Annotated in this window: 20 protein-coding genes; 13 read left to right on the top strand and 7 right to left on the bottom strand. The window is 71.3% G+C overall.

Going from position 1 to position 24224, the window contains the following annotated elements:
* The first annotated feature begins 55 nt into the window (after positions 1-55).
* From AB0C20_RS19845 to AB0C20_RS19825, 5 genes are all read left to right on the top strand, one after another.
* A complete protein-coding gene (locus tag AB0C20_RS19845; RefSeq protein WP_238683298.1) occupies positions 56-1345 on the top strand; it encodes an extracellular solute-binding protein in 1290 nt (429 codons plus the stop codon).
* Between the two features lie 109 nt (positions 1346-1454).
* Positions 1455-2426, top strand: a complete 972-nt coding sequence (locus AB0C20_RS19840) for a sugar ABC transporter permease (RefSeq protein WP_357182569.1) — start codon at positions 1455-1457, stop codon at positions 2424-2426.
* Positions 2427-2436: 10 nt separating this feature from the next.
* A complete protein-coding gene (locus AB0C20_RS19835) occupies positions 2437-3279 on the top strand; it encodes a carbohydrate ABC transporter permease (protein WP_091400707.1) in 843 nt (280 codons plus the stop codon).
* Complete coding sequence (locus tag AB0C20_RS19830; RefSeq protein WP_357182564.1) at positions 3276-4697, top strand: GH1 family beta-glucosidase; 1422 nt, start codon at positions 3276-3278, stop codon at positions 4695-4697. Before AB0C20_RS19835 ends, AB0C20_RS19830 begins: the two co-directional genes overlap by 4 nt.
* 82 nt (positions 4698-4779) lie before the next feature.
* Positions 4780-5826, top strand: a complete 1047-nt coding sequence (locus AB0C20_RS19825) for a LacI family DNA-binding transcriptional regulator (protein ID WP_357182561.1) — start codon at positions 4780-4782, stop codon at positions 5824-5826.
* A gap of 90 nt (positions 5827-5916) precedes the next feature.
* Here AB0C20_RS19825 and AB0C20_RS19820 read toward each other — a convergent pair whose 3' ends face one another.
* On the bottom strand, positions 5917-7128 hold the full coding sequence (locus AB0C20_RS19820) for an acyl-CoA dehydrogenase family protein (protein ID WP_357182558.1): 1212 nt from the start codon (positions 7126-7128) through the stop codon (positions 5917-5919).
* Complete coding sequence (locus AB0C20_RS19815; RefSeq protein ID WP_357182555.1) at positions 7128-8207, bottom strand: phosphotransferase family protein; 1080 nt, start codon at positions 8205-8207, stop codon at positions 7128-7130. Before AB0C20_RS19815 ends, AB0C20_RS19820 begins: the two co-directional genes overlap by 1 nt.
* A 150-nt stretch (positions 8208-8357) precedes the next feature.
* Here AB0C20_RS19815 and AB0C20_RS19810 point away from each other — a divergent pair, with 150 nt between their 5' ends.
* A complete protein-coding gene (locus AB0C20_RS19810) occupies positions 8358-9059 on the top strand; it encodes an amino acid-binding protein (RefSeq protein ID WP_238678849.1) in 702 nt (233 codons plus the stop codon).
* An 89-nt stretch (positions 9060-9148) separates the two neighbouring features.
* Positions 9149-10225 (top strand): GNAT family N-acetyltransferase, encoded by a 1077-nt coding sequence (locus AB0C20_RS19805; protein ID WP_357568472.1) that lies wholly within the window; start codon positions 9149-9151, stop codon positions 10223-10225.
* A 63-nt stretch (positions 10226-10288) separates the two neighbouring features.
* On the opposite strand, the gene AB0C20_RS19800 is transcribed toward AB0C20_RS19805, so the two are convergent.
* Positions 10289-11854: an aldehyde dehydrogenase family protein gene (locus tag AB0C20_RS19800; protein WP_357182548.1), complete on the bottom strand. Its 1566-nt coding sequence runs from the start codon at positions 11852-11854 to the stop codon at positions 10289-10291.
* 433 nt (positions 11855-12287) lie between these two features.
* On the opposite strand from AB0C20_RS19800, the gene AB0C20_RS19795 reads away from it, so the two are divergent.
* On the top strand, positions 12288-15191 hold the full coding sequence (locus AB0C20_RS19795) for a glycoside hydrolase family 9 protein (protein WP_357568471.1): 2904 nt from the start codon (positions 12288-12290) through the stop codon (positions 15189-15191).
* Positions 15192-15270: 79 nt separating this feature from the next.
* Here the strand turns inward: AB0C20_RS19795 and AB0C20_RS19790 are convergent, their stop codons facing one another.
* Entirely contained in the window at positions 15271-17424 is a 2154-nt protein-coding gene (locus AB0C20_RS19790; RefSeq protein ID WP_357568470.1) for an acyltransferase family protein, read from the bottom strand.
* 138 nt (positions 17425-17562) lie between these two features.
* Between AB0C20_RS19790 and AB0C20_RS19785 the strand changes: the two genes are divergently transcribed.
* A complete protein-coding gene (locus AB0C20_RS19785; protein ID WP_357568469.1) occupies positions 17563-18090 on the top strand; it encodes a DUF488 domain-containing protein in 528 nt (175 codons plus the stop codon).
* Position 18091: 1 nt separating this feature from the next.
* Here AB0C20_RS19785 and AB0C20_RS19780 read toward each other — a convergent pair whose 3' ends face one another.
* The 3 genes from AB0C20_RS19780 to bioB are packed head-to-tail and all read right to left on the bottom strand — an operon-like array spanning position 18092 to position 19792.
* Positions 18092-18598 (bottom strand): GNAT family protein, encoded by a 507-nt coding sequence (locus tag AB0C20_RS19780; RefSeq protein WP_357182534.1) that lies wholly within the window; start codon positions 18596-18598, stop codon positions 18092-18094.
* A gap of 4 nt (positions 18599-18602) precedes the next feature.
* On the bottom strand, positions 18603-18791 hold the full coding sequence (locus AB0C20_RS19775; RefSeq protein ID WP_357568468.1) for a hypothetical protein: 189 nt from the start codon (positions 18789-18791) through the stop codon (positions 18603-18605).
* Between the two features lie 5 nt (positions 18792-18796).
* Positions 18797-19792, bottom strand: a complete 996-nt coding sequence (gene bioB / locus AB0C20_RS19770; RefSeq protein WP_357182528.1) for a biotin synthase BioB — start codon at positions 19790-19792, stop codon at positions 18797-18799.
* A 166-nt stretch (positions 19793-19958) separates the two neighbouring features.
* Between bioB and AB0C20_RS19765 the strand changes: the two genes are divergently transcribed.
* From AB0C20_RS19765 to AB0C20_RS19750, 4 genes are read left to right on the top strand one after another with little or no spacing between them, the layout of a single operon-like run.
* Positions 19959-21095, top strand: coding sequence for an 8-amino-7-oxononanoate synthase (locus tag AB0C20_RS19765; protein ID WP_357568467.1), 1137 nt, complete (start codon positions 19959-19961; stop codon positions 21093-21095).
* Positions 21092-21817 (top strand): dethiobiotin synthase, encoded by a 726-nt coding sequence (bioD, locus tag AB0C20_RS19760; RefSeq protein WP_357182522.1) that lies wholly within the window; start codon positions 21092-21094, stop codon positions 21815-21817. Before AB0C20_RS19765 ends, bioD begins: the two co-directional genes overlap by 4 nt.
* 54 nt (positions 21818-21871) lie before the next feature.
* Positions 21872-23443 carry a histidine kinase gene (locus tag AB0C20_RS19755; RefSeq protein WP_357182520.1) on the top strand — a complete coding sequence of 524 codons (1572 nt, stop codon included), beginning with the start codon at positions 21872-21874 and terminating at the stop codon, positions 23441-23443.
* Positions 23443-24120 (top strand): response regulator transcription factor, encoded by a 678-nt coding sequence (locus AB0C20_RS19750; RefSeq protein WP_357182517.1) that lies wholly within the window; start codon positions 23443-23445, stop codon positions 24118-24120. Before AB0C20_RS19755 ends, AB0C20_RS19750 begins: the two co-directional genes overlap by 1 nt.
* The last annotated feature ends 104 nt before the right edge of the window (positions 24121-24224 follow it).

The raw sequence follows: 24224 nt of genomic DNA, 5'->3' as shown, positions 1-24224 counted from the left end.
ATGAGCAACCCCCACCACACACATCAGCCTCACCACCGGAAAGAGGGGTCAGCGAATGAGTGTCACCACGCGGCGTACCCGCCTGGCGGCCGCTGCCCTGGCCGCGATCACCGCGGTCAGCGGTCTCGCAGCCTGCGGCAACGACGACGACAAGCCGGCGGCCGGCGAGAAGCCCGCCAAGCTGGTCGTCGACACCTTCGGCGAGATGGGCTACGACGAGCTCGTCAAGCAGTACGAGAAGGACACCGGCATCAAGGTCGAGCTGCGCAAGACCGCACAGCTCGGTGAGTACCGGCCGAAGCTGGTCCGCTACCTGGCCACCGGCAAGGGCGCGGCGGACGTCACCGCACTGGAAGAGGGCATCCTCAACGAGTTCAAGCCCAACGCGCGTAACTGGGCCGACCTCACCCCGCTGGTCGCCGACCACTCCAAGGAATACCTGCCCTGGAAGTGGGAGCTGGGCAAGGCACCGGACGGTCGGCTGATCGGCCTGCCGACCGACGTCGGCAGCCTCGCCGTCTGCTACCGCAAGGACCTGTTCCAGGCGGCCGGCCTGCCCACCGAGCGCGACCAGGTGTCGGCGCTCTGGCCGGACTGGAAGGGCTTCCACGACGCCGGTCTGAAGTACAAGCAGGGCACCGGCGGCAAGGCGTTCATCGACTCGATCACCGCCGTCTCCAACGGTGTGCTCTTCCAGGGCAACGGTGACCTGTTCTATGACAAGGAAGACAACATCATCGCGGACACCAGCCCCGCGGTGAAGAACGCCTGGGACACCGCCACCTCGATGGCGGACATCTCCGCCAAGGCGTCCACCTGGTCGCCGGAGTGGTCTGGTGGCTTCAAGCAGGGCACCTTCGCGGCCACCTTCTGCCCGTCCTGGATGCTCGGCATCGTGTCGGACAACTCCGGTCCGGCCAACAAGGGCAAGTGGGATGTCGCGTCCGTGCCGGGCGGCGGCGGTAACTGGGGCGGCTCGTGGCTCGCGGTTCCGGCGCAGAGCAAGTACCCGAAGGAGGCGGCGAAGCTCGCCGAGTACCTGACCAACGCGAAGAGCCAGGTCGAGGCATTCAAGCTCAAGGGCCCGCTGCCGACGAACCTGGAGGCGCTGAAGAACGACGCGTTCATCAGCTACACCAACGAGTACTTCAGCAACGCGCCGACCGGCAAGATCTTCGGGGAGAGCGTCGCCAAGATCCAGCCGACCCACCTGGGTCCGAAGCACCAGGCGGTCAAGGAGAACGCACTCGAGCCGGCCCTGCGGGCGTTCGAGAACGGGCAGGCCGACAAGGCGAAGGCCTGGGAGCAGTTCACGAAGGACGCCAAGACTCAGGGTGCCTTCTGAGTGATTCCCTGCCGGTGGCGTTCGGGGTTTCCCGGACGCCACCGGCCGGTCCCCTCCGCGTAGCGCCCTGCGCGAGGGCCCCCGGGCCTCGCCGGAAAAGGAAATTCGCATGAGCCTGTCGGCCACGACGGCACGGCCGTCGCCAGCAGCACCGCCTTCTCCCGACGTCGATCGCCGACGTCGACGGGGAAGGTTACTCAACCGCCTCGATGTCAAGTACTCGCCGTACCTCTACATCGCCCCGTTCTTCCTGATCTTCGGCATATTCGGGCTGTACCCGATGCTGCGTACCGCCTGGATGTCGCTGCACGACTGGGACATGATCGGCGAGCACACGTTCATCGGTTTCGACAACTACACCCGGCTGTTCTCCGACGAGTACTTCTGGAACGCGCTGGTCAACACGTTCGGCATCTTCGCCCTGTCGACCATCCCGCAGTTGTTGCTCGCACTCTTCCTGGCGAACCTGCTCAACCGGACCCTCCTGCGCGCCAAGACCTTCTTCCGGATGGCCATCTTCATGCCGAACGTGGTGTCGGTGGCCGCGGTCGCGATCGTCTTCGGGATGTTGTTCCAGCGGGAGTTCGGCCTGTTCAACTGGCTGCTCAGCTTCGTCGGTGTCGACCCGGTCGACTGGGACGGGCACCGGTGGAGTTCCTGGACGGCCATCTCCTCCATGGTCAACTGGCGGTGGACCGGGTACAACACCCTGATCCTGCTCGCCGGCATGCAGGCGATCCCGAAGGACCTCTACGAGGCCGCGGAGATCGACGGCGCCAGTCCGTGGCGACAGTTCTGGCAGATCACCCTGCCCATGCTCAAGCCGACCTTCATTTTCGTGGTGATCCTGTCCACGATCGGCGGCATGCAGCTCTTCACCGAGCCCCTGCTCTTCGGCAACGGCAACATCATCGGCGGCAACCAGCGGGAGTTCCAGACGCTGGCCATGTACATGTACGAGATGGGAATCGTGAACCTGAACACCGCCGGCTATGGAGCCGCGGTCGCCTGGGCGATCTTCATGATCATCATCGTGGTGTCGCTGTTCAACTTCCTACTCGTCCGCCGCTCGGCGAAGTGAGGAGAGATCGATGATCTCGGCTTCCCAGCGCCTGTGGCGCACCAGCCCACTGACCTACCTGGCGCTCGTCCTGGCGGCGCTGCTGTCGATCTACCCGTTCTACTACATGCTGGTGATCGGCAGTCGCAGCCTGGACAACATCAACGACGTGCCGCCGCCGCTCACACCCGGTGGCGCGTTCGGTGACAACTTCGGGCGGGTGCTCGACAACGACGCCGCCAACTTCCTCACCGGCATGATGAACTCGATCATCGTCTCCTCGGTGGTCACCCTGTCGGTGGTGCTCACCGGTTCACTGGCCGGGTTCGCCTTCGCCAAGCTGAAGTTCCGCGGCAGTAACGCCCTCCTGCTGGCGATCATCGTCACCATGATGATCCCGACCCAGATGGGGCTCATCCCGCTCTGGGGCATGATGCAGGACCTGGGGTGGTACGACACCCTCTACGCCGTCACCGTGCCGTTCCTGGTCACCGCCTTCGGCGTGTTCATGATGCGGCAGTACGCCAGCCAGGCGATCTCCGACGAGCTGATCGAGGCCGGCCGCGTCGACGGTGCGAGCACGTTCCGGATCTACTGGAGCATCGTGCTGCCCGCGCTGCGTCCCGCCGCCGGTGTCCTCGGTCTGCTGACCTTCATGGAGACCTGGAACTCGTTCCTCTGGCCGTACGCCATCCTCACTCCGGAGAACCCGACCCTCCAGGTCTCGCTCTCCTTCCTCTCGTACGCCTACTACACCGACTACTCCCAGGTGTTCGCCGCCACGGCGATCGGCACCATCCCCCTGGTAATCGTCTTTCTCGTGTTCGGCCGCCAGATCATCGGCGGGATCATGGAAGGTGCCGTCAAGTCGTGAGCAACCCCGCCAGCCCACCCGCCGTCGACGTCCTCGACGAGCGCCCCGGGCTGACCTTTCCACCCGGATTCCTCTGGGGGGCCGCGACGGCGGCGTACCAGATCGAGGGAGCGGCGGCTGTGGACGGCCGTGCCCCGTCGATCTGGGACACCTTCAGCCACACCGAGGGTCGGGTCGTCGCCGGGCACACCGGGGACGTCGCGTGCGACCACTACCACCGTCTCGGCGACGACGTCGCGCTGATGGCCGAGCTGGGCCTGAAGTCGTACCGTTTCTCGGTCTCCTGGTCCCGCGTGCAGCCTGCCGGCACCGGCGCGGCCAACCCGGGTGGCCTGGACTTCTACCGGCGGCTGGTGGACGAGCTGCTGGCCAATGGCATCGAGCCGTGGCTCACCCTCTACCACTGGGACCTGCCGCAGCCGCTGGAAGACGCCGGCGGCTGGCCGGCGCGGGACACCGCGGCCCGTTTCGCCGACTACACGACGCTGGTGGCCGACGCGCTCGGTGACCGGGTGCGCTACTGGACCACGCTGAACGAGCCGTGGTGCTCAGCGTTCCTCGGCTACGGCTCCGGTGTGCACGCCCCCGGCCGCACCAACGGAGCGGACGCGGTGCGTGCCGGACACCACCTGATGCTCGGCCACGGCCTGGCCGTGCAGGCACTGCGGGCCGCCCGGCCGGCGGCCGAGGTGGGCGTGACGGTCAACCTCTACCCGGTCGACCCGGCCAGTGACAGTCCCGCCGACTCCGACGCCGCCAGGCGGATCGACGGCTTGGCCAACCGGTTCTTCCTGGATCCGCTGCTGCGCGGGTCGTACCCGGAGGACCTGGTGGCCGACCTCAGCACGGTGACCGACTTCGAGCACGTGCGCGATGGCGACCTGGCGACCATCTCCACGCCGCTGGATCTGGTCGGGGTCAACTACTACAGCCGGCACGTGGTCGCCGCGCCGGTCGAGGGCGTGGAGGCCGACCCGGCCCCCTCGTGCTGGCCGGGCAGCGAGGATGTCCGGTTCGTCACCCGTGGCGTTCCGGTCACCGACATGGGCTGGGAGATCGACGCCCCGGGCCTGACCGAGACGCTGCGCCGGGTGAGCGGCTACACCGACCTGCCCCTGTACGTCACCGAAAACGGCTCCGCGTTCGTCGACTCGGTGGTCGACGGGCAGGTCGACGACGTCGACCGGCTGGGCTACTTCGACGCCCACCTGCGCGCCGCCCACGAGGCGATCGACGCTGGCGTGCCTCTGCGGGGATACTTTGCCTGGTCGCTGATGGATAATTTCGAATGGGCCTGGGGTTACACCAAGCGGTTCGGCATGATCCACGTCGACTACGACAGCCAGGTCCGCACCCCCAAGTCCAGCGCCAAGTGGTACGCCTCGGTGATCCGGCGCAACGGTCTGGCCGCACAATAGGCTCGGGCCAGCCATCAGGACGGCCCCGGCGTCCGCCTCTCGCAGGTGGCGCCGGGTCCGCCCGCCGTCGGAGGAGCAGACGATGACAACGCAGCGCACCCGGTCGCTCGGGCGCCCGACCCTCGACGCGGTCGCGGCGCGTGCCGGCGTCGGTCGGGGCACGGTCTCCCGCGTGGTCAACGGCTCGCCCCAGGTCAGCCCGGAGGCCCGGGCCGCTGTCCAACAGGCCATCGCGGAGCTGGGGTACGTGCCGAACCGGGCCGCCCGAGCGCTCGTCACCCAGCGGACCGACTCCGTCGCGCTGGTGGTGTCCGAATCCGGCGAGCGGGTCTTCACCGAGCCGTTCTTCGCCGCGATCGTGCGGGGGATCAGCTCCGGGCTGTTGGAGACGCCGATGCAGCTCTGGCTGGCCATGGCCCAGTCGCCGGTGGAACGGGAGCGGGTCGAGCACCACCTCACCAACCAGCACGTCGACGGCGTACTCCTGCTGTCGTTGCACGACTCCGACCCGTTGCCGACGCTGCTGGAGGAGCGCGGCCTGCCGGCAGTGCTCGGCGGTCGGCCCGCCCGGATGCTGCAACCGGGCGCCCAACCGGCCTGGTTTGTCGACGTGGACAACGTTGGCGGGGCCCGGCAGGCGGTGGAGTACCTGGCGCGGCAGGGGCGGCGACGCATCGCCACCATCGCCGGTACGCAGGACATGGGCGTCGGCCTGGCCCGGTTGACCGGCTACACCGAGGCGGTCAAGGCCACCGGGGCCGGCGTCAACCCCGACCTGATCGCGTACGGCGACTTCAGCGAGGGCAGCGGGGCGGCCGCCATGCGTCGCCTGCTGGACACCTGCCCGGACCTGGACGCGGTCTTCGTCGCCTCCGACCTCATGGCGTTCGGTGCGCTGCGTACCCTGCGCGAGGCCGGCCGGCGCGTGCCGCAGGACGTCGCGGTGATCGGCTTCGACGACGCGACGATCGCCCTGCGGGCGGAGCCGCCGTTGACCACTGTCTTCCAGCCGGTGGAGGAGATGGGCCGGCAGATGGCCCGCCTGCTGGTGGCCCGGATCCGTGGCGAGGAGCTACCCGCCTCCCACATCCTCCTGGACACCCAACTGGTCCACCGAGCCTCCGCCTAACCCCAGTACCCCCCCCGCCCCCGGGCACCCCCGGACCTTCCCCCGGTTGGGGTGAGGGGGTGAGGGGGTGGGGGTGGGGGTGGGGCCGGGTTAGGGGGCCCAGCGGCGGAGTTCGCGTTTGGCCAGGGAGTTGCGGTGCACCTCGTCGGGACCGTCGGCGAGGCGCAGGGTGCGGGTCTGCGCCCAGAGAGCGGCCAGTGGCGTGTCCTGGCTGACACCGGCGCCGCCGTAGCCCTGGATGGCCTTGTCGATCACCCACTCCGCCATCGCCGGCGTGCCGATCTTGATGGCCTGGATCTCGGTGTGCGCGCCCTTGTTGCCGACGGTGTCCATCAGCCAGGCCGTCTTGAGTACCAGCAGCCGGGCCTGCTCGATGCGGACCCGGGACTCGGCGATCCACTCCCGGACGACGCCCTGCTCGGCCAGCGGTCGGCCGAACGCGATCCGTTCGTTGGCGCGGCGGCAGAGCAGCTCCAATGCCCGCTCAGCCATTCCGATCAATCGCATGCAGTGGTGGATCCGGCCCGGCCCCAGCCGAGCCTGGGCGATGGCGAAGCCGGTGCCCTCGGCGCCGATCAGGTTCTCCGCGGGCACCCGGACGTCGGTGAAGTCGATCTCGGCGTGCCCGCCGTGTGAACCGTCGGTGTAACCGAAGACGGTCATGCCCCGGCGTACTGTCACCCCTGGGGTGTCCCGGGGGACCAGCACCATGCTCTGCTGGCGGTGCCGGTCGGCGGTGGGGTCGGTCTTGCCCATCACGATGAAGATCTCGCAGCGCGGGTCCATGGCCCCGGACGACCACCACTTGCGTCCGTTGATCACGTACTCGTCGCCGTCGCGGGTGATCCGGGTGGCGATGTTTGTGGCGTCGGAGGACGCGACGTCGGGCTCGGTCATGCAGAACGCCGAACGGATCTCACCCTCCAGCAGCGGCATCAGCCAGCGCTGCTGCTGCGCCTCCGAACCGAACTCGGCCAGCAGTTCCATGTTGCCGGTGTCCGGTGCCGCGCAGTTGACAGCCTCCGGCGCGAGGTGCGGGCTGCGCCCGGTCAGCTCGGCCAGGGGGGCGTACTGGAGGTTGGTGAGGCCGGCGCCGTAGCGCGGGTCGGGCAGGAAGAGGTTCCACAGGCCGCGTTTGCGGGCCTCCGCCTTCAGCTCGCCCAACACCGGGGTACGCGACCACGGGTCCCCGGCGGCCACCTGCTCGGCGTGCACGGCCTCGGCCGGGTAGACGTGCTCGGTCAGGAACCGGGTCAGCTCGGCGCGCAGTTCCTCGGTCCGGCTGTCGTATGAGAAGTCCATCACCGCTCCCTGGCGGCGGTCAGCCCGTGCGCGACCAGCGGTGCCACCATCTCGCCGATCCGGTCGAAGCCCTCGCCGAGCGTCTGCCCGAGCGTGTGGCGGTAGTGGATGCCCTCGCAGATGACAGCGAGCTTGAAACAGCCCAGCGCCACGTGCCAGTGCAGCGGCCCGACGTCGACATCGCTGCGGCCGGCGTACCTGTCGATCAGCTCGCTGCCGGTGGGGAAGCCGGCGCGCGGGCCGAGCCCGTCGGCGACGGGGTTGCCCGCGGCGGTGTCGCTGCCGCCGAGCACGTCCCAGTACGTCAGTAGCAGCCCCAGGTCGGCGAGGGGGTCGCCGAGGGTGGCCATCTCCCAGTCGAGCACCGCGTGCACGGCGACCGGGTCCGCCGAGGCGAGGAGGTTGTCCAGCCGGTAGTCGCCGTGCACGATCCGGCCGGCGTTCGCGCCCTCCGGGGCGGTCGCCGCGAGCAGGTCACGCAGCTCGTCGATGCCGGGCAGTGGGCGGCTGCGGGAACGGTCGAGCTGCCCGGCCCAGCGGCGGACCTGCCGGGCGAGGTAGCCCTCGGGGCGGCCGAAGTCAGCCAACCCGACGCTGGACGGGTCGACGCCGTGCAGCGCGGCGAGCGTGTCCATCATCGCCATGGCGAGGGCGCGGCGGCGCTCGTCGCCCAGCGGGTCGGTCTGCGCACGGGTGCGGAACACCTCGCCGGGCATCCGCTCCATGAGGTAGAACGGCGCGCCGATCACCTCGGGGTCGGTGCAGAGCAGCAGCGCGCCCGGGACCGGCACATCGGTCGGCGCCAGTGCCGAGATGACCCGGAACTCGCGCGCCATGTCGTGCGCGGTCGCCAGCACGTGGCCCAGCGGGGGACGCCGCAGCACCACCTCGCGGTCGCCGAGGCGCAGCAGGTAGGTGAGGTTGGACTTGCCGCCCGCGATCAGCGTGGCACGCAGCGGCCCGACGGCCAGCTCGGGTCGGTGCGTTGCCAGATGATCGGCGAGACGGTCCAGGGCCAGCCCCGCCGGGGAGACGGAATCGGCCCCCGGCCGTGACGCGTCGACGGCCGGATCGCTCATCCGACTAGTTGATGGCAGCCCGCTCACGTTGTCAAGGTCAGAATTTCCGCTCGGGACATGCCCCTGCAACAGGGACGAAATGGTCAACTACCAGGCTGGGGTCAGCCTGCCGGCCGCTCTTTCGCCGGCCCGCCGAGCGGAGGGACAGACATGTTGCTGCGAGTTCGGGTCACCCTGCCGGACCGTCCGGGCACCCTCGGTCAGGTCGCCCGTACGTTGGGCGTCTCCGGGGCGGACATCGTCCAGGTCGTGGTCCTCGAACGGCTCGGCGGGCGCGCGGTGGACGACTTCACTGTCGTCTGGCCGGGCGCGGCGCGGGTGGAGCGGCTGCTGGCTGGCCTCGCCGCGATACCGGGGGTGCGGGTGGACGGTGTGTGGCGGGCGATCGGCGCGCCCACCACCACCGGCCAGGACGCGGAGCTGTTGGCCCAGGTCGCGGCCAACCCGGCGGACGGGTTGGCCACCCTGGTCGACGCGGTGCCGGGGCTGCTGGCCGCCGACTGGGCAGTGGCCGCGGTGGTGCCGGTCGACTGGGCCTCGCGAAGCGGGGGCGGCGGGGCGACTGTGGGGCACGCGAGCTGGCGTGCCCCCGTACCCCCGCGGTTGCCGGAGGTGACCCCGCTGCGTGGACGGTCGATGACCACGCCCGACGGCACCCACCACGCGATCGCGCCGTTCGGCCGGGCGGGCCTGGTGCTGGTGGTGGCCCGTGAGCGCAGCGAGACCCTCTCGGCCGCGGCGTTCCACAGCACCGAGGTGGATCGGCTCACCCAGCTCGTCCGCGCCTGCGCGGTGATCCTCGGTGACCGACTCGATCTCGTCGGCGCGCCGCCGGTGGTCGCCGGTCCCTGAGCGGCCCGAGGAGTTCCCGGGCCGACACCGCCGGGCAACCGGGCGGCAACAGGCGGGGGTGAGGCTCTTACCGGGGAAGGGAGCCAACCATGACGTTGTGGCGGATCCGAGCGACTGTGGACGACCGACCGGGTTACCTGTCGGTGCTCACGGCGAGCCTCGCGCTGCGTGGGGTCAACATCCTCACCGTGCAGGTGCAGCCCACCGAGCAGGGCGCGGTGGACGACTTCCTGGTCGACGCGCCGGACGCGCTCGACGAGGCCGAGCTGATCGCCGCCGTCGAGCGTGGTCGGGGCCGGGACTGCTGGGTGGCGCGCAGCGAGGCGCGTGGTCTGGCCGACCAGCCCACCCGGGTGCTCGGGCTGGCCAACCGGCTGGTGCGTGACCCGGACGCGACGGGCGAGGCGTTACGGACCCTGCTCGCCGCCGACGTCGTCAGCTGGCGACCGGCGTCGGTCGGCGGCGAACGGGGGATCACCGGCGCCAGCATGCTGTTGGCGGACCCGGCGGGCGGTTCGTTCGCGCTGCGTCGGGCCGCGCCCGACTTCACCCCGGCGGAGTACGCGCGGGCGCAGGCCCTTGTCGAGCTGGCCGCCACAGTGGCGCGCCGAGCCGCCGAACAGGTCACACTGGTGCTTCCCGACGGCGCTGAGGTGGCCGTCCGACCGGCCGGCGTCCACGATCTGTCCGGCGTGGTGGAGCTGCACGAGGGGTGCTCACCGCGCAGCCGGCAGCGGCGTTACCTGGGCGGGGCGGCGCTGCCGCAGTCGGCCCGCGTGCGTCGACTGCTGGAGCCGAGCCGAGGGCTGACGCTGATCGCCAGCACCACCGGCTCCGACGGCACTGCCGAGTCGGTGGTCGCCATGGCGAACCTGCTCGGCGAGGGCGACGAGGCCGAGGCGGCGCTTCTGGTGCGGGACGACTGGCAGCGGCGTGGGCTCGGCTCGGCGTTGCTACGCCGGGTGGTTCAGCACGCAGACCGGTCCGGGTACGCGGCACTGGTGCTGCACGTGCAGGCCACAAACGACCCGATGCTGCGGACGCTGCACCGGCTGGGGCGGCCCGCAGCTGTGGAGCGCGACGGCGCGCTGCTCACCCTCACCGTCCCGCTCGCTGTCGCCGCCAGAGCGGACCGAGAGGACGTGTTCTCCACGCCTGGCGTCTAGGGCCCGAGGTGGGCCCCTTGTGCGCGGCGAGCGTCCACAAGGGGGCCACTCCCGATGCGGTTGTCAGGTGGTGGGGTAGCTGTTGTAGTCGGGGAAATTGCCGTAGAGCCTGCCGTCTCCGCCGACTGTGACGGCCTGCACCAGCAGGTCGCCGCCGACGAACGCGCCCTTCCAGGAGGCCCCCCGGCCGCCGAACGGTTCGTCCCGGTCACCGCGTGAGCGCGGTTTGTTGACGCCCACCTTGAACGCCTGAAGGTCCACTGCGAGCTTGCCGGCCTCGTCGGTGTCGTCGCAGGCCAGTGAGGCCACCAGTGCGCCGTTGGAGGCGTTCATGGCGGCCAGCAGCTCGTCGGTGGTGTCTACCACGACGATCGTGTCGACCGGCCCGAACGGCTCCGCGTGCATCAGTCGGGACCGTCCGGGCGGGGCGAGCAGCACCGACGGTGCGACGTACGCCGAGGTGTCCTGCCCGGTAAGGAACGGAGCGCCGGTGAGCTTGCCCCGGTGCAGCGGGATCGCGCCGCCGCGGACCGCCTCGTCGACAGTGCGGCGTAGCTCGTCGGCCTTGGCGGCGCTGATCAGCGGCCCGAAGTCCAGCTCCGGCAGCGGGTCGCCAACGGCCCAGTCGTCGTCGACGGCGAGCGGGTGACCGAAGCGGACCGAGCGGACGACCGGCAGGTACATGTCGAGGAACTCGTCGACCAGGTCGCGCTGCACCACGAACCGGGGGTACGCGGTGCAGCGCTGCTTGCCGTACTCGAAGCCCTTCCTGAGGTGCGTGGCGAGCAGGTCCCACTGGGAGAAGTTCCAGATGCCCCAGGCGTTGAGCCCCTCCTGCTCGATGAAGTGCCGCTTGTCGCTGTCGAGCAGCGCGGCGGCCACCTTGCCGCCGTTGGACCGGCCGCCGACGAACGCCACAGCACCGATCTCGGGTGCCCGGACCAGCACCTCGGACAGTTCCCCACCACTGCCGGAGACGAGCGTGACGGGCAGCCCGGCCCGGCGCATCAGCGCGTGCGCGACGGTCAGGCACACAGCGCCGCCCTGGGACGGGGTCTTGGCGATGACCGCGTTGCCGGCCAGGAGCTGCACCAGTTCGGCGTGCACCAGCACGCTCATCGGGTAGTTCCACGATGCGATGTTGCTGACCGGGCCGGGCAGCGGCTCGCGGCCGTCGGCGAGCATCCGGTCGATCTCGCGCGCGTACCAGCGGACGCCGTCGAGCGCCCGGTCCACGTCGGCGCAGGCCAGCCGCCACGGCTTGCCGATCTCCCACACCAGCAGCAGGGCGAGCAGGTCGCGGTGGGCGGTGAGCGAGTCCACTGCCTCGGCGACCCGGGCTTTGCGGTCGGCCAGCGGGGTCTGGGCCCAGGCCCGGTGCGCGTCGGCGGCGTGGGCGACAGCGGCGCGCGCGGTGGTCGCGTCGACCCGGGGCAGGTTGATGAGGACTGTGTTGTCCACCGGGGTGCGGACCGGGGCGGGCTGGCCGACCGCCCGCCATTCGCCCTCGACAAGGTTGTGCGGTGTGGTGACGCCGTCGACCTCGGCGCCGAACGCCTCCGGGGTGGCGGCCACCGCGCGGGCCAGGATGTCGGCCCAGGCGGTGTCGTCGGCGAGTCGTAGTGCCATCGCTTCTCCTCAGGGTTGACCAGGGAGCGGCGGCGTCGACGGCACCGCTGGTGAGCGGTACTGTCTCGCGCTTCGTAGTGGGTCAGCAACAGTACGTTCGTCTGGCTGGCCGCCGGAGCGCTCGAACGGCGCGAGGATCTTTCCGGAGGCTTCCGTCGTGACGTGCGCAGACGTTGAAAACCAATCGACCTGCGTCGATGGTGTGAGATGCTCCGCAATGTTACTCGCTAGTACGGGAGCGGCGCCGCGCGCGTCCACCCCGATCGGCAGGCTTCCCAACCGCCGACCCGCCCATTACATTGTCGGTTATCCATGGGAGCGCTTCCATGACCCGTTGTTCACACCGCCACCCCGCTGTCGCCGGTGGCCGTGCCGCCCGTACGCCGTCCCGCGTCGGTGCGACCGCCGGCGGCGCCTCCGACAGGAGTCCGCCATGCGCCACCTGACCCGGCCGTTCAGCGGCCAGCCCGGCCGGTCGCCGGCCGCCGACCAGCCCTGGCCGCGGCGGCTGCTGGCCCTCGGCGTCGCGCTGCTCACCGGCGCGTCCCTCGCGGTGACCGCGCCACCGTCCGGGCCCGCCTCCGCCGCGCCGGCGGCGACCTACAACTACGCCGAGGCGTTGCAGAAGTCGCTGCTCTTCTACGAGGCGCAGCAGTCCGGTCCGCTGCCCGACTGGAACCGGGTCTCCTGGCGCGGCGACAGCGCGCTCACCGACGGCGACAGCGCGGGCGTGGACCTCACCGGCGGCTGGTACGACGCCGGCGACCACGTCAAGTTCGGTTTCCCGATGGCGTTCAGCGCCACGATGCTCGCCTGGGGCGCTGTCGAGTACCGCAGCGGTTACACCTCGTCCGGGCAACTGCCGCACCTGCTCAACAACCTGCGCTTCGTCAACGACTACTTCATCAAGGCGCACCCGTCGGCAAACGTCCTCTACGGACAGGTCGGCAAGGGCGACGACGACCACAAGTGGTGGGGTCCGGCCGAGGTGATGCCGATGGCACGGCCCGCGTACAAGATCGATGCGAGCTGTGGCGGCGCGGACCTGGCGGGGGAGACGGCGGCCGCGATGGCCGCCTCCTCGATGGTGTTCCGGCCCACCGACGCCGCCTACGCGGACAAGCTGCTGGGGCACGCCCGGCAGCTCTACACCTTCGCCGACACGGTGCGGAAGGCCTACCACGAGTGCATCACCGACGCCACGAGCTTCTACCGCTCGTGGAGCGGCTGGCAGGACGAGCTGGTCTGGGCCGCGATCTGGCTGCACCGGGCCACCGGCGAGGCCAGCTACCTGGCCAAGGCCGAGAGTGAGTACGACAAGCTCGGTACGGAGAACCAGTCCACCACCCGCTCCTACAAGTGGACCATCGCCTGGGACAACAAGCAGTTCGGCGCGTACGTGCTGCTGGCCAACCTGACCGGCAAGCAGAAGTACGTCGACGACGCCAACCGGTGGCTGGACTACTGGACCGTCGGGGTGAACGGGCAGCGCGTTCCGTATTCGCCGGGCGGGATGGCGGTGCTCGACTCCTGGGGCGCGCTGCGCTACGCCGCGAACACCTCCTTCGCCGCGCTGGTCTACAGCGACAAGACCACCGACACCACCCGCAAGGCGCGCTACCACGACTTCGCCGTCCGGCAGATCAACTACGCGCTCGGCGACAACCCCCGCAACTCCAGCTACGTCATCGGTTTCGGCGCCAACGCACCGAAGAACCCGCACCACCGCACCGCGCACGGCTCCTGGTGGGACAGCCAGACCGTGCCTGTGGAGACCCGGCACACCCTCTACGGCGCGCTGGTCGGCGGCCCGTCCTCGGCCAACGACGCGTACAGCGACAGCCGCTCGGACTACGTCATGAACGAGGTGGCCACCGACTACAACGCCGGCTTCACGTCCGCGCTGGTTCGGTTGACCTCCGAGTACGGCGGCACGCCGCTGGCGAACTTCCCGGTCGCCGAGACGCCGGACATCGACGAGCTGACAGTGGAGACCACAGTGACGCAGGCCGAACCTCGGGCCACCGGGCTCAAGGTGATGGTCTACAACAAGTCCGCGTTCCCGGCCCGCGCGCTGACCGACGGCCGGTTCCGGTACTACTTCCGGCCCGACGGCACCGGCCCGGTGCAGGTTACCGCCGGCTACACCCAGGGCTGCCCGTCCCCGACCACCGCCAAGCAGTTCAGCGGCGACATCTGGTACGTCGAGGTGGACTGCGCCGGGCACACCATCGCCCCGGCGGGTCAGTCGCAGCACCGGATGGAGGTCCAGTTCAAGATCGGCGTGCCGGAGGGCGGCACCTGGGACCCGACGAACGACCCGTCGTACCAGGCCACCGCCGGGCCCAACCGGAAGGTGCCGCTCTACTCCGGCGCCACCCGCGTCTGGGGCGAGGAGCCGGGCCCTGTCGTACCGGACACCACGAAGCCGACCGTCCCCGGTACCCCGGTGGCGTCGAACCTCGGCCCCCGCAGCGTCACCCTGACCTGGGCGCCGTCCACTGACAGCGGCGGCAGTGGCCTCGCCGGGTACGACGTCCGCGAGGTCCAGGTCAACAGTGACACGGTCTTGGTCCGGCCGGTCACCGGCACGACGTTGACCATCACAACGCTGCTGCCAGCGACGTCTTACGAGTTCACCGTCGTGGCCCGCGACGGCGCGGGCAACACGTCGGCCGCCTCACCGAAGCTCACGGTGACCACGCCACCGGCCGGCACCGCCGACACCACAGCGCCGAGCACCCCCGGCACGCCGGTCGCTTCGGCCGTCACCGCCACCGGGCTGACCCTGGCCTGGACCCCGTCGACCGACAACGTGGGCGTCACCGGTTACCGGGTCTACCGCGAGGCGGGCGCCACCGACGTGGTGGTCGGCTCGCCGACCGGCACCACCCAGGCGGTGTCCGGGTTGACCGCCTCGACGGCGTACCAGTTCTACGTGGTGGCAGTGGACGCGGCGGGCAACACCTCCGCGGCGTCCACGCCGGTCGCGGTGACCACCGCGGCCCCGCCGGTCGGCGGCACCTGCACGGTGGGGTACGCCACCACCGACTGGGGCAGCGGCTTCACCGCCAACGTGTCGATCACCAACACCGGCACCACAGCGATCAACGGCTGGACCCTTCGGTTCAGCTTCCCCGGTGGGCAGAACATCAGCCAGGGCTGGTCGGCGACGATCAGCCAGAGCGGCGCGGCGGTCACCGCCACGAACCTGTCCTACAACGGCACGATCGCCCCGGGCGCGTCGGTGAGCTTCGGCTTCAACGGCACGTACAGCGGCGCCAACCCGAAACCGACAGCCTTCACCGTCAACAACACCCAGTGCACCATCGCCTGACCGGTACCGCGACGAGATCGTGGGCAGTTACCGCTCCGCCGCGCGGACGGTAACTGTCCACGATCTGCGGCAATGCCGCCTACGGCAGGTGTGACGACACGAGTTGACGCAACCGGTCGTGCAGCCGAGGGGCGAGGCTGCGGGCGTACGTGGCGGTCAGGTGATGCGCGTCCCGGTAGACGAGCAACCCGTCGATCACCGCGGGGCACGGTTCGGTGGGGCAGATGGCGTCGTTGAGGTCGGCGAGGCGCACGCCGGGCACCGCGGCCGCGGCGCGCTCCTGCGGTATGCCCCAGGTGAGCGCGCGCTCCCGGGGCTGCGCGCAGGCGGTGAGCCGTTCGCGATGGGCCGAGACGCACTCGGCGATGTCCACGGTGAACGACGGGGTGTCCCGGATGACCACCAGCGGCAGCCCGGCCCTGGTCATCTCCGACCAGGTCTCCGACAGCGCGGCCGTCTGCGCGTCCGTCGTCGCCGGGCCCGGTGGTGGCGGGCTGCCGTCCACCAGCGGAATCTGGGTCACGCTGGAGACGATGAGCAGCCGGGGTCGCCGCTCGCCGGTGAGCGCGGTTCGCAGATTGCGGTTCCACTCCGTGCAGCTGGGGTCCGGCCGCCCGGCGATGCTGATCGGCGCGGTCAGGAAGGAACAGGTCGTCTTGATGTAGGTGACCAGTCGCCAGCCGCGCTCCGCCGCGATGGCCTGTAGGGCCGGCACCCAGTGCGCCGCGTGGGAGTCGCCGGCCAGTGCCACCTCGACCGCCGAGTCACTGTCGCCGTAGGTGCAGCTGCGCAGGCTTGCCTCCTGCGCCTGCGTGACGCAGTCGTCCCGGTAGACGTCGGGCAGGTCGTCGCGGGCCTCGAGCGGGTCGGGGACGATGCGGGCGAACCGGTCCACCGGTGCCGCTGCCCGCCCGCCCCCGGGTGACGCGCTTTGCGAGGCGGCCCCGGCGAGCGGTGCCTGGGCCGAGACCGGTGGACGGACCGCCAGTTGTAGACCGATTCCGCTGAGGACGGTGACGCTGGTGGCTGCCAGTCCCATACGCAGCACGCGGGCCTTGGAGAACTGTGCGTACCGGAACGGATTCTCCACCAGGTGGTAGGTCAGCACCGCCGGGACGGCCGAACAAAGGATCATCGCGAGGCCGGCAGTGGTTCCCAGCGGCCCCCACCGGGCTTCCGCCACCACCAGCAGCGGCCAGTGCCACAGGTACCACGAGTACGACACGGCACCGACCGCGCGCGTCGGCCGCCTGTTGAGCAGGAGGGCCGGCCCGTATCGTCCGGCGCCGGGCCCGGCCGCGATGATCGCGACCGCGCCGAGGGTGGGCAGCAACGCCAGATAGCCCGGATAGGCCGCCGTCTCCGGTCGGATCAGCGTCGCGGCGAGGGCGACAGTGGCCATACCCGCCCAGCCGAGCGCTATCGCGGCGGGGCGCGGCAGCCGGGACAGGTGTCCACCCAGGATCGCCAGACCACCGCCCAACGCCAGTTCCCACATCCGGGTGGTGGTGACGAGGTACGCCCGCGCGGGTTCGGTCTGGCTCAGATGGATCGACCAGGCCAGCGACGGGATGCCGACCAGGGCGAAGGCGGCGAGCAGCCACTGGGACATCCGGTCGCCGAGGAACGGCCTGCGGTGTCGGCCCGGCCGACCGGCCGAGATCGGACGCCGCGCGTCGGTGTGCCGGGACGTGCGGCGCGAAACCTGGAGGGCGACGACGAGCAGGAGCAGCGGCCACACCAGGTAGAACTGCTCCTCCACGGCGAGCGACCAGAAGTGCTGGAGGATGCTGGGGGCCTCCTCGGAGCGCAGATAGTCGGTCGACTGCTCCACGAGACGCCAGTTCATCGCGTAGACGGCGCTGGCCAGGGCGTCCCGGGCGGTCTCGGACCAGCGGATCGGGGGCAGGAAGAGGTAGGTGAGCAGGAGGCTCGCCACGAGGACGACGCTGGCGGCCGGCAGCAACCGCTTGGCGCGTCTGGCGTAGAAGTCGACGATGCGGATTCCGCCGGTTCGGCGGATCTCGTCGACGAGGAGTCCGGTGATCAGGAACCCGGAGATCACGAAGAACACATCAACGGCGACGAACGCGGCGGGGAGCGCGGAGATGCCCGCATGCCCGACCAGCACCAGCACCAGCGCGAGCCCTCGCAGCCCCTCGATGTCGCCACGGAACCGGCCCGCGAGGATCGGGGCGGCGCTCGTGTCTGGTCCCCTCGTCTCCACTCTCACCCCAGGCACGATAAGCCCGATACAGTCTTTATGCGATAAATGCGGCAAATGGAGCGATATCGGGCTGCACCGCGGCGCTCGGGCCGCGCCGACGAACTCGAATGGATAGGTCGGCGGGATTCCGGGCAAGACACGATCGTGCGGGAGTTGCTGACCGTCGGGCACGGCGCTGCCGATCGGGGCCGGCTGGGAGAGTTGCTGACCGGGGCCGGGATCGCCCAGGTGGTGGACGTGCGGCGATACCCGGCCAGCCGCACCAACCCGGACGTCCGCCGCGAGGAACTCGAACGATGGCTGCCCGAGAGGGGCGTCGACTACCGCTGGGAGCCGCGGCTCGGCGGACGACGGCACGTCCCCGCCGGGGAGCCGGAGCCGGACACCTGGTGGACGGTCGCGGCGTTCCGGGCGTACGCCGCCCACACGCGGACGGCCGAGTTCGACGACGCGCTCGCCGAGGTGCTCGCCGCTGCGGATCGTCGGACCACCGCGGTCATGTGCAGCGAGAGCGTGTGGTGGCGCTGCCACCGGCGGTTGATCGCCGACGTCGCGACGCTGGGCAGCGGAGCCCCAGTGGCGCACCTGATGCCCGACGGCCACCTCAGCCCGCACCGGCCGGCCGAGGGCGCCCGCCGACTGCCCGACGGCCACCTGCTGTGGGACGCCTGAGTCACTCCACCAGATCGTCGGCGAGCAGGTCCATCAGCAGGCCGTCGTGCCAGCGGCCGTCCGCGCCACGCTCGTAGCGGCGCAGCACCCCGACCGGGCGGAAACCAACCTTCGCGTACGCCCGGATGGCGGCGCTGTTCGCCGCTGCCGGGTCGATGGTGAAGCGGTGGTGGCCGTACTCGTCGATCAGGTGTCGGGCCAGGGTGCGGATGGCGTCACCACCGAGACCGGCGCCGCGCTCCGCCGGGTCGAGGAAGACGTCAAGGCTGGCGTGCCGGTAGTCCGGGTCCGCCTCGGCGTACCACTGGATCGCGCCGATCACCCGACCCTCGTGCTCGATCGCGTACACGTGCAGGTCGTCGTCGGCGAGGTCGGCGCGCACGGAGTCGGCCAGGTCGTCGCCGCCCCGCCACCACCGGCGTACCTCCGGGTCGGCCCGGATCGCGGCGAGGGCCGGCACGTCAGCGACCGTCGCCGGTCGTAGTGTCACCGCCCGCCCTCGCAGCACCGGCTCAGCCCCGGATCTCGCCGTGCTCGACGCAGACCGCCGACCAGCCCACCGGCAGCACCTGCACCTTCATCCGGCGACGGCAGCGGGGGCAGAACCGGGGCGGCTCCAACTGGCGGGCCGACGCGCAGGCCGGGTGGGCGGCCGTAGCCGACTCACCGCACCGGTCGCACCACAGCTCAGTCGTCGTCATTGTCGTCACAGCGTGGCGGAGAGCGCCTTGACCGGCATCTTCAGCTCGTCCAGCAGCTCCAGGTCGGCCGTCGCCGGTCGACCCAGCGTGGTCAGGTAGTTGCCGACGATCACCGCGTTGATGCCGCCGAGCAGACCATCACGGGTGCCGAGGTCGCCGAGGGTGATCTCGCGACCACCGGCGTACCGCAGGATGGTGCGCGGCATGGCCAGCCGGAACGCGGCGATGGCCCGTAGCGCGTCCTTGCCCTCCACCACCGGACGGTCACCCAGCGGGGTGCCGGGACGCGGGTTGAGGAAGTTGAGCGGCACCTCGTGCGGGTTCAGCTCGGCGAGCTGCGCGGCGAACTCGGCCCGCTGCTCGACGGTCTCACCGAGGCCGAGGATGCCGCCGCAGCACACCTCCATGCCGGAGTCGCGCACCATCCGCAGCGTCTCCCAGCGCTCCTCCCACGAGTGCGTGGTGACCACGTTGGGGAAGTACGACTTGCAGGTTTCCAGATTGTGGTTGTAGCGGTGCACACCCATGTCGACAAGGTCGTCGACCTGCTCCTTGCTGAGCATGCCCAGCGACGCGGCGACCTGGATGTCGACAGCCGCCTTGATGGCGGCGACGCCCTCGCGCATCTGCTTCATCAGTCGGGCGTCCGGACCGCGGACCGCGGCGACGATGCAGAACTCGGTCGCCCCGGTCGCTGCGGTCTGCTTCGCCGCCTCGACCAGCGACGGGATGTCCAGCCAGACCGAGCGCACCGGCGAGGTGAACAGGCCCGACTGCGAGCAGAAGTGGCAGTCTTCCGGACAGCCGCCGGTCTTGAGCGAGACGATTCCCTCGACCTCGACCTCCGGGCCGCACCAGCGCATCCGCACGTCGTGAGCGAGCTGGAGGGCGGCGGGCAGGTGCTCGTCGGGCAGGTTCAGCACGGCGAGGATGCCGGCCTGATCGAGGCCGACACCGTCACCCAGGACCTGGGTCCGGGCCTGGTCGAGGATCTCTGGCATGGCTCGTACCCTACTAGGCCTGTGCGAGAGCCCCCGATCAGCCGGAATGTCCTGGCAGTTGGTGGACAGCTCGCACCGAGTGGAATGGTCGGGCTGGTGGCGGCGGGTGGTAATTTCGCCCGGCGGGTGTCGGGCTGACCGGCACGCACAGCGGGGGAGGGTGACGGTGGCGGACTGGCTGGCGGCGCTCGACCGCCGTGCGGAGCTGCGGGCGAAGGCCGGGCTCACCAGGCGACTGCATCCGCGTCCGGCCGACGATCAGATGACCGATCTGGCCGGCAACGACTACCTCGGTCTGGCCACCCACCCGGACGTCATCGCCGCGGCCACGGCGGCCCTGTCGGCGTACGGCCTGGGGGCTACCGGCTCGCGACTGGTCCGGGGCTCCACCGACGCGCACCGGGCGCTGGAGGAGGGCCTGGCCCGCTGGCTGGGCACCGACGGCGCCCTGGTCTTCTCCTCCGGCTACCTGGCCAACCTCGGCGCGCTGCGGGCGCTCGTCCAACCTCGCACGCTGCTCGTCTCCGACGCGCACAACCACGCGTCGCTGATCGACGGCTGCCGCATCTCCGGTGCGGAGACGGTGGTCACGCCGCACGCCGACGTCGACGCGGTGGCCGCCGCGCTCGCGGCCGCTCCCGGCCGCCCGGCGGTGGTGGTGACGGAGTCGGTCTTCTCGGTCGACGGTGATCTCGCCCCGCTGGCTCGGCTGCACGCGGTGGCCCGCCGGCACGGCGCCCTGCTGCTGGTCGACGACGCGCACGCGCTGGGCCTGACCGGCCCGGCCGGCGCGGGCGCGGTGGCGGCCACCGGGCTGGCCGGCGAGCCGGACGTGGTGGTCACCGCCACCCTGTCCAAGGCGCTCGGTGGCGCGGGTGGCGTTGTCGCCGGCCCGGCCGAGTTCGTCAGGCATCTGGTCGAGACCGGGCGCACGTTCATCTTCGACACGGCACTTCCGCCGGCGGTCGCCGCCGGTGTGCACGCCGCGCTGCGGCTCGCCCAGGCCGGCGACGACCTGCGCGCCGAACTCGCCGACCGGGTGGGGCTGGCTGTCGGTCGACTGCGGGCGGCCGGGCTGACCGTCTCCGCCCCGGACGCGGCGGTGATCTCGGTGACCGCCCCGGGGCCGGAGGCCGCGACCGCGTGGGCCGCGGACTGCCGTGACCGGGGCGTCGCGGTGGGTTGTTTCCGGCCACCATCCACCCCGGACAGCCGCTCCCGCCTGCGCCTCACTGTCAACGCGGGGGTGCCCCGGGCAGCGTTCGAGCGGGCGCTGGACGTCATAGTGGACTCTGCCCCATGACCGGGTGGGCGGGCTCGGTGCTGGTCACCGGGACGGACACCGAGGTCGGCAAGACGGTGGTGACCGCGGCGATCGCGGCCGCCGCGCAGGCGGCCGGGCTGCGAGTGGCGGTGGTCAAACCGGGTCAGACCGGTACGGCCGGCGGTGAGCCCGGCGACGTGGACGCTGTCAACCGGCTGGCCGCGCCGCTGACCGGCCGGACCCTGGCCAGCTACCCGGATCCACTCGCCCCGTTGGCCGCCGCGCGGGTCGCCGACCTGCCGCCGCTGGAGTTGTACGCCGCGGTGGACGCCGTCCGCGCGGAGGCCGACAAGCACGACCTCGTGCTGATCGAGGGCGCGGGCGGGTTGCTGGTGCCGATGGGGCTGCGGCCGTCGGGGGAGCCGTGGACGATGGCCGACCTGGCGGTGTCGCTCGGCGCGCCAGCGGTGGTCGTCGCCCGCGCCGGGTTGGGCACGCTCAACCACACCGCGTTGACCCTGGAGGCGCTGGACCGTAGGGCGGTGCCGGCCGGTGTGGTGATCGGCGCCTGGCCGACCCGGCCGGAGTTGGTGCACTGGACGAACCTCACCGACCTGGTGCCGAACCTGCTCGGCGCGTTGCCCGACGGCGCCGGCGCGATGGACCCGGGTGTGTTCCGGCGGTCCGCGCCGGGTTGGCTCACACCGGCCCTGCACGGGGTGCTGGACGACTGGCGGGTCTGGGCCGAGGAGAGCGGCTGAACACCTGACTTTCGTCGGTGTCCGCGCAGGTCGGGCGTGGGTAGCCTGACCGCCGTGCGGATCCTCGACTCACCGCCGCCGGCTTGGCTGCACCGGCGGCGTCGCCTGCTGCTGGACGTGCTGCTCTGGGCGGTGGTGGCCGCCCCGGCCGGCTACGCCGAGGCCAGCCCGCCCTATACGCGGTACACGTTGCCGCTGTTGGTCGGCAAGCTGCTGCTGCTCGGTGTGGCGGTGGCGGCGAGTCGACGTCAGCCGTTGGTCGCCCTGGTGCTGGCGGTGCTCGGGTCGCTGATCGATGGCAACTTCGTGTTCGCCATCCCGGTCTTCAGCTATCTCGCCGGGCGGCGCAGCGCCACAGTGGGTCCGGCGATCATGGTATTCGTGCTGATCACAGCCGGTGGCACGGCGCTCAACCTGGGGTTGCTCGGCGCCGGCGCGGCAACCTGGTTCCTGCTCGCCTCGGTGCTGCTCTTCGCCGCCGTGTTCCCCTGGTTGGTCGGCCGGTACCGGCGCCAGCAGCAGGAGTTGACCGACGCCGGTCGCCGGCACGTCGACGCGCTGACCCGCGAGCAGCGGGGTGCCGCCGAGCGAATCCGACTGCGGGAGCGGGCCCGGATCGCCGGGGAGATGCACGACTCGCTCGGTCACGACCTCAGCCTGATCGCGTTGCGCGCCGCCGCCCTGGAGGTCGCCGCCGACCTGGACGACAGTCACCGGGCCGCGGCGGGGGAGTTGCGGGCCAGTGTCTCCGCCGCCACCGAGCGACTGCACGAGATCATCGGGGTGCTCCGCGAGGAGGCTGGCGCGTCGCTGCGTCCGAGCGGGGAGACAGTGGCGGACCTCGTCGACGGGGCCCGGGAGGCCGGCATGGCGGTACGCCTGGACGCCGCCCCGGCGGTCTCGGACCTACCGGCGATGACCGGTCACGCGGCGCACCGGATCGTCCGGGAGGCGCTGACCAACGCGGCACGGTACGCGCCGGGCGCCCCGGTCGACGTGCGCCTCACCCGCGACGGTGACCGGGTCGAGGTGACAGTCGTCAACGACGCTCCGCCGGCCGGGCCGCTGCCCGCCCCGCCGTCGCAGGGCAGCGGGCTGCTGGCCCTCGCCGAGCGGGTCCGCCTCGCCGGCGGGACGCTCGACGCCGGCCACCGGGCCGACGGCGGGTTCGCGGTACGGGCGGTGTTGCCGGCCACCGCACCGCCGCCCGAGGCGATCGGGTCGGCGGCCGAGGTCGGGCTGACGTCATGGTCCGACGAGCGGCCCGGCGCTGTGGAGCGGCCGGTGGATGCCGAGCGGCGGCTGCACGACGCCCGCCGGCGGGTTCGGCGCAGCCTGCTGGTGGCGCTCGTGGCACCTGTCGGCTTCGCCCTGGTGCTCTCGTTCATCTACTACCCGGTGGCGACCGCCGGGACGGTGCTGAACCGTGCCACCTTCGACCAGATGCGCGTCGGTACCGCGCGGTCGGAGCTGGTCGGGCTGCCCCGGCGGCAGTTGGAACGCCCAACACCTGTCGACCGGGCCGGATGCGAGTACTACACCGACGGCAACTTTCCCCTCGCCGCGCCGACCTGGCGGCTCTGTTTCACCGATGGCCGGCTGGTCAGCAAGGAGTGGATCGTCTAGTGGACACCGACACGACGGGGACACCGCCGATCCGGGTGGTGCTGGCCGACGACGAGGCGATGATCCGGGCCGGTGTCCGGGCCATCCTCGCCAGCGATCCCGGCATCGAGGTGGTCGCCGAGGCCGGCGACGGGCACGCGGCGGTGGAGTTGGTCCGTGCCCACCGACCCCGGGTCGCACTGCTGGACATCCGGATGCCGCGGCTGGACGGGTTGGCCGCCGCCGCCGAGATCCGCCGGGTCGTGCCGGACACCGCGACGATCATGCTGACCACGTTCGGCGAGGACGACCACGTGGCCCGGGCGCTCGGGCACGGTGCCAGCGGGTTCCTGCTCAAGGCCGGCGACCCGCGTGAGCTGATCGCCGGTGTGCACGCCGTCGCCGACGGCGGGGCGTACCTCTCGCCGAGGGTGGCCCGCCGGGTGATCGAGCTGGGGGCCGACCGGTTGGCCCGCCGACCCGCCGCCCGGGATCGCGCGGCAGGGCTGACCGAGCGGGAACGGGAGGTGCTGGCCCTGGTGGGTGCGGGCCTTTCCAACGCCGAGATCGCCCGCCGGCTGCACCTCGTGGAGGGCACAGTGAAGAGCTACCTGACCAGCATCTTCACCCGGCTGGACGTACGCAACCGGGTGCAGGCGGCGATCCTGGCGTACGAGGCGGGGTTGGTCGACGGCTGAGCGGGGGCCCCAGCAGCGCGCTGTGGTGCTGATGCGCAGCCGCGAGGCGTTCCTGGAACTGGCCGACACCCGGCTGCCGGTGATCTGCGTACCGGCCGGGGTCG

Origin of the sequence: Micromonospora sp. NPDC048843, assembly GCF_040649965.1 — a bacterium.
In the GTDB taxonomy this organism is placed as follows: Bacteria; Actinomycetota; Actinomycetes; order Mycobacteriales; family Micromonosporaceae; genus Micromonospora; species Micromonospora hortensis.
The sequence above is the reverse complement of the archived record's forward strand: the minus strand, read 5'-3'. Positions and strand labels throughout refer to the sequence as shown.